This window comes from Streptomyces sp. NPDC006012 (assembly GCF_042871185.1).
In the GTDB taxonomy this organism is placed as follows: Bacteria; Actinomycetota; Actinomycetes; order Streptomycetales; family Streptomycetaceae; genus Streptomyces.
Window position 1 is genome coordinate 114,348 of the sequence record NZ_JBIAIE010000007.1, and the last position, 13,934, is coordinate 128,281.

Here is a 13,934-nt window from a genome sequence, read left to right on the forward strand (position 1 = left end):
TGATCGGGCGCATTCTCGTAACACCCGGACTACGCACCGTAATCCAGGCTGCGCAGCCGCTTCAGGAATTCACCGGAACTGTACGGACAAGGACGGTCATGACCCCCACACCTCGACGCACCGACGCAGCGACCAACCCGGAGCACACCGCCATCGTCACCGGGCCCCCGGAACCCCGGGTGCCTACGGTCCAGGAAGCGCTCGACGCCCGGGACACCCTCGCCTCGGCCCTGAGCCGGGCCGGTATCCAACTGCCCGCCATGGACATCCGTACCCCGTGGGCCGACGACCGCGAGGGCGAGGCCCGGTACGCGCTCGTCCACCTCGGGGTCTGCTCCGCCCCCGTGGCGTTGATGATCGCGGACGTGATCCTCCGGGGGGTCGCCTCATGACGGAGGATGAGGTTCCCGGCGTCGGAGAGGCGGTTCACGACAGGGCGCACGGCCGGTCCGGGAGGGTCACGGGACGTGTGAGTACGCATCTCCGGGTGTCCCCGTTCGGCGGTGGCCGGGCCTGGGACGCCGACCCGGAGCAGGTCCGGCGGCTGAGCCAGGACGAACTGCTCCGGGAACTGGTCGCCGAGGCCAACGCACGGAGCAGGCAGACCACGTGACGGCAGGGCAGCGTCGTCAGGACGTCCGGCGCTGCCGCCTGATCGGTTCCCCGATGCGGTGCATGTGGGTGAGCGCTTCGCGGTAGGAGCGGAACAGCCCGGTCTCGTGGTACGGGACACCGATCTCCGCGCAGTACTCGCGCACGACGGTCTGGGCCCGGCGCAGATGGGGCGTGGGCATGCTGGGGAAGAGGTGGTGCTCGATCTGGTAGTTGAGGCCGCCGAGCATCACATCCGTGAGCAGACCGCCGCGCACGTTGCGGGAGGTGAGCACCTGGCGGCGCAGGAAGTCGGGCCGCTCGTCACCCGTGAACGTGGGCATGCCCTTGTGGTTGGGGGCGAAGGTGCAGCCGAGGTAGACACCGAAGAGGCACTGGTGCACCGCGAGGAACGCCACCGCCTTGCCGGGCGAGAGCACCAGGAACAGCGCGGACAGATAGGCCGCGAGGTGCAGGAAGAGCAGGACGCCCTCCAACAGCCGGTGTTTCATGGACGGCGAGCGCAGCGCCCGCGCGCTCGCCACATGCAGGTTGAAGCCCTCCAGCGTCAGCAGCGGGAAGAACAGGAACGCCTGATGGCCGCCGATGATCCGGGCGATGCCCCGGCTGTTTCGGGCCTGTTCGGTGGACCACACCAGGATGTCCGGCGCCACGTCGGGGTCCAGTTCCTCGTGGTTGGGGTTGGCGTGGTGGCGGGTGTGCTTGTTCATCCACCAGCCGTAGCTCATGCCGATGCCGAGGTTTCCGAAGAGGCGGCCCCAGGTCTCGCTCGGCCGGCGCCGCCGGAACACCTGCCGGTGCGCCAGGTCGTGGGCGACCAACGCGACCTGACCGAAGACCAGGGCCAGGAACGCGGCGACCGCCAGTTGCCACCAGGTGTCGCCGAGTGCGAAGAAGGTTCCCCAGCCCGCCGCGAGAAGCGCGATCACCAGGCCGAGCCGTGCCGTGTAGTAGCCGGGGCGCCGCTTCAGCAGGCCCGCGTCGGTGATCCGCTGGGAGAGCCTGGCGAAGTCGCTGCCCCGCCCGGCGGCAGAGCCTGAGGTACGTGTGCGGGGGCCGGGCACGGTGACGGGTGCTGTGGGTGCTGCGGATCCTGCCGGTGCGACAGAGGGATCGGTCGAGATCGTCATGCTGTCGAGTCTCGGGACGACGGTCCGGCCGAGACAGCCTGCCAGGCACCCGAAGCGGCCGGGGGCTGTCCCCAGGGACCCCAGGGGGCTTCCACCACCCTGGGGCTCTGACCTGAGCTTTTCATCGTCGTACGGGTGTCGGTGCGGTGCGGGATGGGGGTCGGCCCCCGGGTGAAATGGGGGTCGGCACCGATGGCGGTCCGGCGCTCGGGCGGGTGACGGTGGGAGTGCGCCGCCCGGTGTCTCGTCCAGCGCCCCTCCCGGTGCCCGGCCCTCCGTGGTGTCCGCCGAGGCCGAAACCGTGACCGGACCGGCCGGTCAGGGCTCGATCAGGCCGTCGCGCATGCCATGGATGCCCGCGCCCTCGGACGCACCGTCGACGCCACGGCCATCGTCCCGGCAGTTCCACGCCGGTGGATGTCCTGCGGAGGCTCAGTTCGGTCCGGCCCGGTCGCCATCCGTGGCGGCACCCATCTTCAGGTCCGGACGCCCGGTATGCGTGACGGCTCCTGTGCGGGGCAACCACCAGGAAGATGAGGGCCGAACCTGATGGCGGCAGGCCGCGGGCGGGGGAGAGCCTGGAGGTCCGGATGGGCCGGTCGGGTCAGGAGTGACGGACCGGCTCGCCGACCGTGTCGGGTTCGGGAGGGATGGAGCCGTGACCCAGTTCGACGATGAACGTCTGGTCGACCTCGCCGCACGGCTGGAGCGTGACGACCCCCGCTTCGCCCGCGGGCTCGGGGCCGGGCGCCCCGCGCGGCCCCGCGAGTACCGGCGCACCGGCGCCTGGTGGGGGCTCGCGACCGGCGGCGTCGCGCTCGCCGCGGGCGTCTTCCTGCCCCAGGGGCTGCTGATCGCCACCGGGCTGGTGGTCATGGGCATCGCCGTGCAACTGCTCGACCCGGACCGGGCCCGCGGCGGGGACCGGGCCCGGGGCGGGCACCGAGGGTCGCCGCAATGAGATCGTGCGCCTCACCGGTGGCGTTCTCGGGTGGCCGCTGCCGTCGTGCGGTCGGCGTCTCTGCGTGGGGGTCGATGTCTCCGAGTGGCCTCTGTGTGGTGGTCGACGACTCCGTGCGGCCGGCGTCTCCGTGCGGTGGTTGATGTCTCCGAGTGACCGGCGCCTCTGCGCGGCTGACGTCTTCGGGTGGTGGTCGATGACCCCGTACGGTGGGGGTTTTGTTCCCGTGTCGTGGCTGGTGAGCCGGTGCGGTTGACGGTGCGTGCGATGCGTGGCCGCTCCGGGCGGCGGCCCATGCCGTCGGGTGCCGACGCCTGGGTTTCCCTGAGGGCTCGTTCTGCTGTGCGATAGACTTCTTTGCCGAGCCCTTACACTCCGTTGAGCGTTTGTGTGCTCAGTCGTTGGTGGTCGCCGGTTTCCGGCCGACGTGATGGGGGGCGTGAGATGGACCGAGCCGTCTGTGCGCGCGCCGCCGTCCGCGTCCGCGTCGACAACACCGCCCGCGACAGCGTTCCTGATACCGACAGTGCCGTCCTGAGCGACCACCGCTCGCGCTGACGCCTCGTATCCGCAGCCCAGCCGGTCCCCTTCCGCCGCGACGGGCCGCCGCGGCTCGCACACCGCACCGCCGCCCCGCACCGGCCCCGCTCGACTTCGTCTCTTGCCATGAGACGGCATCAGGCCGTCGGCCGGCCGACGGACATGAGCACGCGCAACGGCACCGGACATGACCACGCGCAACGGAATCCCGGACATGCGTACGCACCACGACACCGGTACCGGCGCCCACATCCGGCGCCCGGAACCCGCGAAGGCACAGACGCCGCCACCGAACCGATCGACGGAGGTCAGACGCCCGTGCACGACACCACCGCCATGCTCATCGAACTCGGGGCGATCATCCTGGTCCTGGGCCTGCTGGGCCGTATCGCCGGGCGGGTGGGCTTCTCGCCCATACCCCTCTACCTGCTCGCCGGACTCGCCTTCGGGCAGGGCGGTATCCTGCCCCTGACGGCCAGTGGGGAGTTCGTCGCCACCGGCGCCGAGATCGGTGTGATCCTGCTGCTGCTCCTGCTCGGCCTGGAGTACAGCGCCTCCGAACTGGTCACCACCCTCCAGACCCAATTTCCCTCCGGGGCGGTCGATTTCGTCCTCAACGCGCTGCCCGGCGCGGCGATGGCGCTGCTGCTGGGCTGGGGCCCGGTCGCCGCCGTGGCGCTCGCCGGGGTCACCTGGATCTCCTCCTCCGGAGTGATCGCCAAGGTCCTCGGCGACCTGCGCAGGATCGGCAACCGGGAGACCCCCGTCATCCTCGGAGTACTCGTCCTGGAAGACCTGGCCATGGCGGTCTACCTGCCGATCCTCACCGCGCTCCTCGCCGGGGTGAGCCTGGCCCGCGGCACCCTCACCCTGCTGATCTCGCTGGGCACGGTCGGTGCCGTTCTGTACGTCGCGCTGCGGCACGGCCGTCTGGTCAGCCGCGCGGTCTCCTCCGACAACGCCGAGATGCTGCTGCTGGTGGTGCTGGGTCTGACGCTGCTGGTGGCCGGACTCGCCCAGCAACTCCAGGTCTCCGCCGCGGTCGGCGCGTTCCTGGTCGGGATCGCCCTGTCCGGCGAGGTCGCCGAGGGCGCGCACAATCTCCTGGCGCCGTTGCGGGACCTGTTCGCGGCGGTGTTCTTCGTGTTCTTCGGTCTGCATACCGATCCCGCGGAGATCCCGCCGGTCCTCCTGCCCGCCCTCGCGCTGGCCGTGGTGACGTCCCTCACGAAGATAGCCACGGGGTACTGGGCCGCACGCCGCGCCGGGATCTCCGTGAAGGGCCGCTGGCGGGCCGGCGGCACCCTCGTCGCCCGCGGCGAGTTCTCCATCGTCATCGCCGGACTCGCCGTCGCCGCCGAGCCGCGCGTGGGTCCTCTCGCCACCGCCTATGTGCTGCTCCTGGTCATCCTCGGACCGCTCGCGGCCCGCTGGACCGAACCCCTCGGCCGCCGGTTGTCCCGAGGATCACGGCATACGGTGGCCGACGCCGCGGCGGCCGAACAGGCGGAGGTGGCCCGTGCGAACGGCTGAGCACGGCAGGCGCGACGGGCCCGGGTGCGCCGAGCGGCCTGGTGCGTGGGGCGCGGGCGACGGGCCGCCGGTCGAGTTCGGGTGGACGGGGGACAGGGGAGGCGACGGCGCGTCCCTGGTGGACGAGGAGCCACCGTCGGACGGCCCCGGCCCCGGGTCGCGTCCCGCGCCGGTCGACGGCGCCACCCCCGACGTGTTCCTCGACGGCTTCGCGCGGATCCTGGCGGACGCCACCGGCACCGGCCGTCGGCTGACCCGGGACGAGACCGAGTCCCGGCGTGCCCTCGGCGCCCGCGCGGCTCAGGCCGGGCACGGCTGGCGGGCGCTGGTGCGCGCGCACCTTGCGGCGAGCCGGGCCGGCAGGCCCGCCGGGGCCGGCCCGGACAGCGTCCTCGCCGTGGTGGAGCAGGCGGTCGATGCCTTCGCCGACGGGTACGAGCGCGCGCAGCGGCACGTCGTGCGCAGGGAGGAAGCCGCCCGCCGCGAGTTCATCGACGACCTGCTGCACGGACGTGGCGACCCCGGCCAACTCGCCTCGCGCTGCGAACGGTTCGGGCTGCGCCTGTCCCGTACCCACGCCGTCGCGGTGGCCGGCGGCCCGGAGGGCTACGACGAGTCCGACCCCGTGCCCCGACAGGTCGCCGACGAGTTGTTCGCCCGCTTCGAGAACCGCCGCATCCTGTTCACCACCAAGGACGGGCGGATGGTGTGCATCGCCCCCGGCGACCAGGACGACGTACTGACCTGGTTCGGCAAGCTCGTCCACGCCCGGGTCGCGGGCAGCCAGGTCTCCGTGGGCCGGCCCAGGCCGGGCACGGTCGGCATCGGGCACAGCTACGAGGAGGCGCTCAACGCTCTCGACGTCGCCCAGCGGATGGGCTTCGACGATCCGCTGCTGCGTGCCGCCGACCTGCTCGTCTTCCCCGTCCTGGCCCGGGACCGGCCGGCCCTGGTGGATCTGGTACGGCACACTCTGGGCCCGCTGGAGCAGGCCCGGGGCGGCGCGCAGCCGCTGCTCGACACGCTCACGGCGTACTTCGACACCGGCTGTGTGGCCACCGCGGCGGCCCGCGCACTGTCGCTCAGCGTGCGCGCACTGACCTACCGGCTGGCCCGGATCCACGACCTGACCGGCATGGATCCCGCCGATCCCGGCGACCGCTACACCCTGCAGACCGCGGTCATGGGCGCCCGGCTGCTGGCCTGGCCGGGCCGGCCCCTGTGACCGGGGCCGGCCGGACGGCGCCTGCTCATGGCCGGCCGAACGCGTCCTGATCCTCCGCGGCGTCCCGCGGCGCCGGCACCGTGTCCTCAGTCGATTCCGCCGCCGTGGCGTCGGCCGACGCCACCGCCGTGTCCTTTGCCGACGCCACTGCCGTGTCCTTTGCCGGTGCACCCGCCGTGTCCTCGGCCGGTGCCTCGCCGGAAGCCGCGGGCGCCGGTTTGCCGAACCGCCGTACGAGGCCCTGGACCGCGGGTTCGGTCCAGCGGGCGGTGAGCGGTCCGAGGATGACCAGGAGCAGCACGTAGGCCGTGGCGAGCGGGCCGAGCGAGGGCTCGATCCCGGAGGTCACGGCGAGTCCGGCGATGACGATGGAGAACTCGCCGCGGGCGACGAGGGTGCCGCCGGCCCGCCAGCGGCCCTTCACGGAGATCCCGGCGCGGCGTGCGGCCCAGTACCCCGTGGCTATCTTCGTGAGGGACGTCACCACGGCCAGCGCGAGGGCGGGCAGGAGGACCGGCGGGATCTCCGCGGGATCGGTATGCAGACCGAAGAACACGAAGAACACCGCCGCGAACAGGTCCCGCAACGGCGCCAGGAGATTGTGCGCGCCCTCGGCGACCTCGCCGGACAGGGCGATCCCGACCAGGAACGCGCCGACCGCGGCGGAGACCTGGAGTTGCTGGGCGAGTCCGGCCACCAGCAGCGTCAGACCCAGCACCACCAGCAGCAGCTTCTCCGGGTCGTCGCTGGAGACGAAGCGGGAGATGTGCCGGCCGTAGCGCAGCGCGAGGAGCAGCACCAGACCGGCGACCCCGAGGGCGATGGCCAGCGTGACACTGCCCGCCGCCAGCCCGGTGCCGGCGAGCAGGGCGGTGAGGATCGGCAGGTAGACCGCCATGGAGAGGTCTTCGAGGACCAGGATGCTCAGGATCACCGGGGTCTCCCGGTTGCCGAGCCGCCCCAGGTCGCCGAGGACCTTGGCGATCACTCCGGAGGAGGAGATCCAGGTGACCCCGGCGAGCACCACCGCGGCGACCGGGCCCCAGCCCAGCAGCAGCGCCATCGCCGCGCCGGGCAGCGCGTTCAGCGCCGCGTCCACGAGGCCGGCCGGGTACTGGGTCTTGAGGTTGGAGACCAGATCGCTCGCCGTGTACTCCAGGCCGAGCATGAGCAGCAGCAGGATCACGCCGATCTCGGCACCGGTGGCGACGAACTCCTCACTGGCGTCCAGCGGCAGCAGCCCGCCCTCGCCGAAGGCCAGTCCGGCCAGCAGATAGAGGGGAATCGGCGAGAACCGCAGCCGCCCGGCGAAACGGCCCAGCAGTCCGAGGCCCAGCAGGACCGCGCCGAACTCGATCAGAAAGGTTGCATAGGAGTGCACAGGCGGTCACTCCCGGCCGAGGATCTCGGCTGCTGCGTCCACGCCCTCATGGGTACCGATCACGATCAGGGTGTCGCCGCCGGCCAGCCGGAAATCCGGGCCGGGGGAGGGTATCGCCTCGGCCCGCCGCATCACGGCCACGATCGAGACGCCGGTCTCCGTGCGCATCCTGGTCTCGCCCAGCAGCCGCCCGTTCCAGTGTGACGTGGCCGACAACTCGACCCGCTCGGCCACCAGACCCAGTTCGGTCGTCGACAGCAAGCTCGGACTGTGATGCTTGGGCATCAGCGCGTCGATGAGCGCGTCCGCCTCTCCGGCGGCCAGCCGCACCGACAGCGCGCAGGCGTCCGGGTCGTCCGCGCGGTACGCGCTGAGCGTGCGGGAGCCGTCCCGGTGGGCCACCACCGAAAGGCGGCGTTGCTCCCGTGTCGTCAGGTCGTAGCGCACCCCGATCCCCGGCAACGGAGTCCTACTCATGCGTGCGGCGCCCACAGTGATCCCCTGTCTTGTTTGACTGTTCCTTTACAAAAGGGTTGGTGACACTCTAACCAGCACCCCGGAACCGCCGACGGAGCCCGGTAGCACCCCGTCGGCGCCCGGCCGGACCGGAAGGAACGTTCAGCATGATCGAGTGGGTGTCATTCCGCTCAGGGGCCCGACCGGTGCCCCAGCCCGTCGCGACGCCGTTCGTGTGGGCCGGCGCCTTCGGCGGGGCGTTGGTGCTGGTGACCCTCCTCAACCATGTCGTGGGCCCCTACCGGCCCACGCTCGCGCTGACCGTGCTGTCCCTGCTCGCCGCCCTGCTGGGGCTGTGCGCCCGCTTCACGGCGGCGCCCGGTACGGCCCTGCTGTGCTGGCTGCTCCTCAACGGCTTCGGGATACCTCCGGAGGGGACCCTCACCTGGGCCGCTTCCCGTGACGCGTTCTGGCTGTCCTGTCTGTTCGGCGCCACGCTCGTCGGCACGGTGCTCGCCCGCCTGGTGAACGCCCGCGCCGCCTACCGACGGCTGACCGGCGTGCCCGGCCCCCTGCCGCCCCGGTACACCGACGGCGGCCGCTGAGGACGGCGCCGCCACCCGCACCCCTTGCGGGGCGCCGTCAGGACGGGGGATCGCCGAACGCCTTCAGGATTTCCTCCGCCGCCAGGGTCGCCGTCAGCGAGCCGTCCCTGACCCGCTGCTCCAGGCCGGGGGCCGCGGCACGGACGGACGGGTCGGCGTGCAGACGGCCGAGGAGTTCGTCGCGGACCATGGACCAGGTCCAGCCGACCTGCTGGTCGCGCCGCTTGGCGGTGAGCCGCCCGGTGGACTCCAGCAGCACCCGGTGCTGTTCGAGCCGCTCCCACACCGTGTCCAGCCCGGACGACTCACGGGCGCTGCAACTGAGCACGGGCGGCGTCCAGAACGCGTCCCTGCCGTGCATCAGCCGCAGCGCGCCCGCCAGTTCCCGCGCCGCCGCCCGGGCGTCGCGCTCGTGCGGGCCGTCCGCCTTGTTCACGGCGATCACGTCGGCCAGTTCCAGGACGCCCTTCTTGATGCCCTGCAACTGGTCGCCGGTGCGGGCCAGGGTGAGCAGCAGGAAGGAGTCGACCATGTCGGCCACCGCGGTCTCCGACTGGCCGACGCCCACCGTCTCCACGAGGACCACATCGTAGCCCGCCGCCTCCATCACCACGATCGACTCGCGGGTCGCCTTCGCCACCCCGCCCAGCGTGCCCGCGCTGGGCGAGGGCCGTACGAACGCCGCCGGATCCACCGCCAGCCGCTCCATCCGGGTCTTGTCACCCAGGATGGAACCGCCGGTACGGGTCGAGGACGGGTCGATGGCGAGCACCGCGACCCGGTGCCCCAGGGAGGTCAGCGACGTGCCGAACGCGTCGATGAACGTCGACTTGCCGACGCCCGGCACCCCGCTCACCCCGATCCGCCGGGCCCGGCCGCTGTGCGGGAGCAACTCGGTGAGCAACTCCTGTGCCAGCGCCCGGTGCTGCGGCCGGGTGGATTCGACGAGCGTGATGGCCCGGGCCACGACGGCCCGCTTCCCGTCGAGCACACCCTTCACATACGTGTCGAGATCGATCGCAGCCATGGTGCCCTACAGATCGTGGCCGAGGTCGGCCGCAAGCCGCCGCACCAGGTCGTACGCCGCGTCCGGGATCACCGTCCCCGGCGGGAAGACGGCCGTGGCGCCCATCTCCAGCAGGGTCGGCACGTCCTGCGGCGGGATCACCCCGCCGACCACGATCATGATGTCCTCCCGCCCCTCCGCGGCCAGCTGTTCGCGCAGCGCCGGTACGAGGGTGAGGTGACCGGCGGCCAGTGAGGACACCCCGACCGCGTGCACGTCCGCCTCGACCGCCTGGCGGGCCACCTCCGCGGGGGTCTGGAACAGCGGGCCGACGTCGACGTCGAAGCCGAGGTCGGCGAAGGCGGTGGCGATCACCTTCTGGCCGCGGTCGTGTCCGTCCTGGCCCATCTTGGCGACCAGGATGCGCGGCCGGCGCCCCTCGGCCTCCTCGAAGGCGTCCACCAGGGCGCGGGTGCGGTCCACGGACGGGGACGCGCCGGTCTCGTTGCGGTACACGCCGGAGATCGTACGGATCTGGCCCGCGTGCCGGCCGTAGACCTTCTCCAGGGCGTCGGAGATCTCGCCGACGGTGGCCTTCGCGCGGGCCGCGTGCACGGCCAGCTCCAGCAGATTGCCGTCGCCGTCCGCGGCCCGGGTGAGCGCGTCCAGCGCGTCCCGGCAGGCCGTCTCGTCCCGCTCCTGGCGCAGCCTGCGCAGCTTCTCGACCTGCTGGGCGCGCACGGCGGAGTTGTCGACCTTCAGGACCTCGATCTGCTCGTCGGACTCGACCCGGTACTTGTTCACACCGATCACCGGCTGGCGGCCGGAGTCGATCCGGGCCTGGGTGCGGGCCGCGGCCTCCTCCACCCGCAGCTTCGGAATGCCGGCGTCGATGGCCTGCGCCATGCCACCCGCCCGCTCGACCTCCTCGATGTGCTGCCAGGCCCGGTGGGCGAGGTCGTACGTCAGCCGCTCGACGTAGGCGCTGCCGCCCCACGGGTCGATGACCCGGGTGGTGCCGGACTCCTGCTGGACGAGCAGCTGGGTGTTGCGGGCGATCCGCGCCGAGAAGTCGGTGGGCAGCGCCAGCGCCTCGTCGAGGGCGTTGGTGTGCAGGGACTGGGTGTGACCCTGAGTGGCCGCCATCGCCTCCACGCAGGTGCGGGTCACGTTGTTGAACACGTCCTGCGCGGTCAGCGACCAGCCGGACGTCTGCGAATGCGTGCGCAGCGACAGCGACTTGGCGTTCTCCGGGTCGAACTGCGCGACCAGCCTGGCCCACAGCAGACGCGCGGCGCGCAGCTTGGCGATCTCCATGAAGAAGTTCATGCCGATCCCCCAGAAGAAGGACAGCCGGGGCGCGAACGCGTCCACGTCCAGGCCCGCCTCCCGCCCGGCCCGGATGTACTCCACGCCGTCCGCGAGCGTGTACGCCAGCTCCAGGTCGGCCGTGGCGCCCGCCTCCTGGATGTGGTAGCCGGAGATCGAGATGGAGTTGTAGCGGGGCATCCGCTGCGAGGTGTACGCGAAGATGTCGGAGATGATCCGCATCGACGGCTTCGGCGGATAGATGTACGTGTTGCGGACCATGAACTCCTTGAGGATGTCGTTCTGGATGGTCCCGGCCAGCTTCTCGGGCGGCACGCCCTGTTCCTCGGCCGCCACGATGTACAGCGCGAGCACCGGCAGCACGGCGCCGTTCATCGTCATCGACACCGTCATCCGGTCCAGCGGGATGCCGTCGAACAGCTGCCGCATGTCGTAGATCGAGTCGATGGCCACGCCCGCCATGCCGACGTCACCGGTCACCCGCGGGTGGTCGCTGTCGTAGCCGCGGTGGGTCGGAAGATCGAAGGCGACCGACAGGCCCTTCTGACCGGCCGCCAGATTGCGCCGGTAGAACGCGTTGGACTCCTCGGCGGTGGAGAAGCCCGCGTACTGGCGGATCGTCCAGGGCTGGTTGACGTACATCGTCGGGTACGGGCCGCGCAGATACGGCGCGATGCCCGGGTAGGTGTCCAGGAAGTCCAGGCCCTCCAGGTCACGGCCGGTGTACAGCGGTCTGACGCCGATGCCCTCGGGCGTCTCCCACACCGGGACCTCGCCGCCGGTCGCCCACCGCACGGCCGTACCCCAGTCCGCGGCGGTGCCCGCCGGGTGCGGGGTGCCCAGTTCGATGCCGGAGAAGTCGGGGATTCCCATCAGGCCACTCCCATGCGGTCGAGGGTCGCGGACAGCACGGCTACGGCGTCGCAGCCCGCGAAGACGTACGAGTCGACGCCCGGATGGCCGGCCGGGCGGCCCGCCAGGGCCACATGCCGGGCGCCGGCCGCCCGCAGGTCCGCCGCGGCCTGTCCGGCCTGCTCGGCGTAGAGCGCGTCGCTTGAGCACAGCACGGCCTCCGCCGCGCCGCTGTCCGCGAAGCGGCCCTCGGTGACCGGTTCGACGCCGCCCGCCTGGAAGAGGTTGGCGGCGAACGTGGCGCGTGCGCTGTGCGCGGCGGCCGGGCCGAGCGTGGCCAGGAAGATCCGCGGCCGGGCGCCGGTCGCCGCGAGGTGGGCGTCGGAACGGGCGCGCAGCGCCTCGAACGCCTCGTCGCGGCGGACCCGGGGCAGCCCGCCGGAGCGCGGCGTCGGAGCGGGCTCGCGGGTCAGGGGCTGCTCGGCCAGGAACGGGAACTCGCTGACCCCGGTGACGGGTTCGCGCCGGGTGGCGAGCCGCGCCGAGCGCTGCTGCCAGGTCCGCGCCAGGTCGTCGCGGAGCCGGCCCGAGCGCAGCACCGCCGCCTGGCCGCCGCCCCGCTCGATCGACCGGAAGAACTCCCAGCCCGCGTGGGCGAGTTCGTCGGTGAGCCGTTCCACGTACCAGGAGCCGCCCGCCGGGTCGATCACCCGGGCGAGGTGCGACTCCTCCAGCAGGATCGTGGACGTGTTGCGGGCGATGCGGCGGGCGAACGCGTCCGGCAGGCCCAGCGCGTGATCGAACGGCAGCACCGTCACCGCGTCGGCGCCGCCGACCCCGGCGGCCAGCGTCGCCACCGTCGCCCGCAGCATGTTCACCCAGGGGTCGCGGCGGGTCGCCATCACCGGCGAGGTCACGGCGTGCTGGACCTGCGCGCCCGCGTCGGGCGCCCCGCACACTTCGGCGACCCGCGCCCACAGCCGGCGTGCCGCGCGCAGCTTGGCGACGGTCAGGAACTGGTCGGCGGTGGCCGCGTAGCGGAACTCCAGCTGCGCACAGCCCTGCTCGACCGTCAGCCCGGCCTCGGTCAGCTCGCGCAGGTAGGCGACGCCGGTGGCGAGGGAGGCACCGAGTTCCTGCCCGGCGCTGCCGCCGGCCTCGTGGTACGGCAGCGCGTCCACGGTCAGCGCCCGCAGCGCCGGATACCCGGCGGCGCAGCGTTCGGCGAGCGCCGCGACCGGGGCGAAGTCCTGCCGTTCGCCGGTGCGGGCCTCGTGCCCGAGCGGGTCCGCGCCGAGGTTGCCGTGCGCCGCCTCCGGTGCGACGTCCCGCTCCGCGTACAGCCCGAACAGCTCCTGCGCGGCGGCCGGCGTGTCCTGGCCCGCGTCCAGGACCACCGGGGCCAGGTCGAGGAGGACGCCGTCGAGCGCACGGCGCAGCTGAGGCACCGGGATCCCGTCCGCCCCCACGAGCAGCCAGAGCGAGGTCGCGCCGTTCTCCAGGTCGGTGAGGACCGCGCCGTCGGCGAGCGCCGCGTGCCGCTGCCGTACGTCCCAGCCGCCCATGGTGTTGCCCTGCGGGCGGCTGCCACGGACGAAGGGGGCGAAGCCGGGCAGGCCGGGTTCGGGCGCGGTGTCGCGCGCGGTGTAGAGAGGACGGGTGCGCAGCCCGTCCTGAAGCGTCGTGGACAGAGCGTCCTCAGCTGCGGCGCCCGAGACTTCCTTGCCCGACTTGCGCAGCACGCCCGCGACCAGGCGTTGCCACTGCTCGTGCGTCGGGTCAGGGAACTCGGCGGCCAGTGAGAGCCCGTCGTCAGGCAGGACCGTCATGGTCGGATGCTAGGGCAGCCCGCTCACCGGACAGCAGAGCACGCGCTGTGACGTTGCCCTCGCCGAGATGGTGAACTGCGCCTCTTCGAGGCGGCCCAGGGTCCTTCAGGGGCTCCTCAGGGGTTTCTCCGCGGCAAGTCGGGGCTCGGCAGGGGCTGCTGCGGGCCCGCCGGGCCGCTTGGGGCGGACGGCCCGGCGGCCGGACACCCGGCGGCCGGACACCCGGCGGCCGGACACCCGACGACCGCGACCGCCGTACACCTCATGGTTCACCCGCGCGGCGGCCCGCGTCGGCGGCGAGAGCGCGCCGAGACCGTTCGGGCCGCGAGAGCGAGCTGAGTCGTTCAGATTGCGAGACTGCGCCGGGACCGCGCGGGCCGCGACTCGGTGCCGCACGGCCGGTCGCCGACCGCGAGCCGTTTCTGCCGGGAGACCGCGTCGCCCGGCAGACCGTGCCGCCCGGAAGATCCCGCGT

The 13,934-nt window shown here is 72.6% G+C and carries 12 protein-coding genes; 6 read left to right on the forward strand and 6 right to left on the reverse strand.

What is annotated here, in order from left to right:
* Positions 1–98 precede the first annotated feature (98 nt).
* Together ACFYPJ_RS15680 and ACFYPJ_RS15685 are read left to right on the forward strand one after the other, a co-directional pair.
* Positions 99–392, forward strand: coding sequence for a hypothetical protein (locus ACFYPJ_RS15680; protein ID WP_389016256.1), 294 nt, complete (start codon positions 99–101; stop codon positions 390–392).
* A 77-nt stretch (positions 393–469) separates the two neighbouring features.
* Positions 470–613, forward strand: coding sequence for a hypothetical protein (locus ACFYPJ_RS15685; protein WP_389016259.1), 144 nt, complete (start codon positions 470–472; stop codon positions 611–613).
* 16 nt (positions 614–629) lie between these two features.
* Here ACFYPJ_RS15685 and ACFYPJ_RS15690 read toward each other — a convergent pair whose 3' ends face one another.
* Entirely contained in the window at positions 630–1,742 is a 1,113-nt protein-coding gene (locus ACFYPJ_RS15690; protein ID WP_389016262.1) for a fatty acid desaturase family protein, read from the reverse strand.
* Positions 1,743–2,400: 658 nt separating this feature from the next.
* Between ACFYPJ_RS15690 and ACFYPJ_RS15695 the strand changes: the two genes are divergently transcribed.
* From ACFYPJ_RS15695 to ACFYPJ_RS15705, 3 genes are all read left to right on the forward strand, one after another.
* Positions 2,401–2,703, forward strand: coding sequence for a DUF3040 domain-containing protein (locus ACFYPJ_RS15695; protein WP_389016264.1), 303 nt, complete (start codon positions 2,401–2,403; stop codon positions 2,701–2,703).
* A gap of 858 nt (positions 2,704–3,561) precedes the next feature.
* A complete protein-coding gene (locus ACFYPJ_RS15700) occupies positions 3,562–4,776 on the forward strand; it encodes a cation:proton antiporter (protein WP_389016267.1) in 1,215 nt (404 codons plus the stop codon).
* A gap of 193 nt (positions 4,777–4,969) precedes the next feature.
* Positions 4,970–6,001: a PucR family transcriptional regulator gene (locus ACFYPJ_RS15705; protein ID WP_389016777.1), complete on the forward strand. Its 1,032-nt coding sequence runs from the start codon at positions 4,970–4,972 to the stop codon at positions 5,999–6,001.
* A gap of 25 nt (positions 6,002–6,026) precedes the next feature.
* Here ACFYPJ_RS15705 and ACFYPJ_RS15710 read toward each other — a convergent pair whose 3' ends face one another.
* On the reverse strand, positions 6,027–7,382 hold the full coding sequence (locus tag ACFYPJ_RS15710) for a cation:proton antiporter (protein ID WP_389016270.1): 1,356 nt from the start codon (positions 7,380–7,382) through the stop codon (positions 6,027–6,029).
* Between the two features lie 6 nt (positions 7,383–7,388).
* A complete protein-coding gene (locus ACFYPJ_RS15715; RefSeq protein WP_376523362.1) occupies positions 7,389–7,859 on the reverse strand; it encodes a cation:proton antiporter regulatory subunit in 471 nt (156 codons plus the stop codon).
* A 146-nt stretch (positions 7,860–8,005) separates the two neighbouring features.
* Between ACFYPJ_RS15715 and ACFYPJ_RS15720 the strand changes: the two genes are divergently transcribed.
* The gene (locus ACFYPJ_RS15720; protein ID WP_389016273.1) at positions 8,006–8,443 is read left to right on the forward strand and encodes a hypothetical protein; all 438 of its coding nucleotides are present in this window, start codon (positions 8,006–8,008) and stop codon (positions 8,441–8,443) included.
* Positions 8,444–8,480: 37 nt separating this feature from the next.
* Here ACFYPJ_RS15720 and meaB read toward each other — a convergent pair whose 3' ends face one another.
* Genes meaB through ACFYPJ_RS15735 form a run of 3 tightly spaced genes read right to left on the reverse strand, consistent with a single transcriptional unit; the run spans position 8,481 to position 13,459 of the window.
* On the reverse strand, positions 8,481–9,470 hold the full coding sequence (meaB, locus tag ACFYPJ_RS15725) for a methylmalonyl Co-A mutase-associated GTPase MeaB (protein ID WP_389016276.1): 990 nt from the start codon (positions 9,468–9,470) through the stop codon (positions 8,481–8,483).
* Between the two features lie 6 nt (positions 9,471–9,476).
* On the reverse strand, positions 9,477–11,651 hold the full coding sequence (scpA, locus tag ACFYPJ_RS15730; RefSeq protein ID WP_389016279.1) for a methylmalonyl-CoA mutase: 2,175 nt from the start codon (positions 11,649–11,651) through the stop codon (positions 9,477–9,479).
* Positions 11,651–13,459 carry a methylmalonyl-CoA mutase family protein gene (locus ACFYPJ_RS15735; RefSeq protein ID WP_389016281.1) on the reverse strand — a complete coding sequence of 603 codons (1,809 nt, stop codon included), beginning with the start codon at positions 13,457–13,459 and terminating at the stop codon, positions 11,651–11,653. Before ACFYPJ_RS15735 ends, scpA begins: the two co-directional genes overlap by 1 nt.
* Between the last annotated feature and the right edge of the window lie 475 nt (positions 13,460–13,934).

Excerpts from the sequence above, each read along its gene's own strand:
- ACFYPJ_RS15680 (WP_389016256.1), top strand. The coding sequence starts at position 99 with ATGACCCCCACACCTCGACGCACCGACGCAGCGACCAACCCGGAGCAC.
- ACFYPJ_RS15690 (WP_389016262.1), bottom strand. The coding sequence starts at position 1,742 with ATGACGATCTCGACCGATCCCTCTGTCGCACCGGCAGGATCCGCAGCA.
- ACFYPJ_RS15715 (WP_376523362.1), bottom strand. The coding sequence starts at position 7,859 with ATGAGTAGGACTCCGTTGCCGGGGATCGGGGTGCGCTACGACCTGACG.
- ACFYPJ_RS15720 (WP_389016273.1), top strand. The coding sequence starts at position 8,006 with ATGATCGAGTGGGTGTCATTCCGCTCAGGGGCCCGACCGGTGCCCCAG.
- meaB (WP_389016276.1), bottom strand. The coding sequence starts at position 9,470 with ATGGCTGCGATCGATCTCGACACGTATGTGAAGGGTGTGCTCGACGGG.
- scpA (WP_389016279.1), bottom strand. The coding sequence starts at position 11,651 with ATGGGAATCCCCGACTTCTCCGGCATCGAACTGGGCACCCCGCACCCG.
- ACFYPJ_RS15735 (WP_389016281.1), bottom strand. The coding sequence starts at position 13,459 with ATGACGGTCCTGCCTGACGACGGGCTCTCACTGGCCGCCGAGTTCCCT.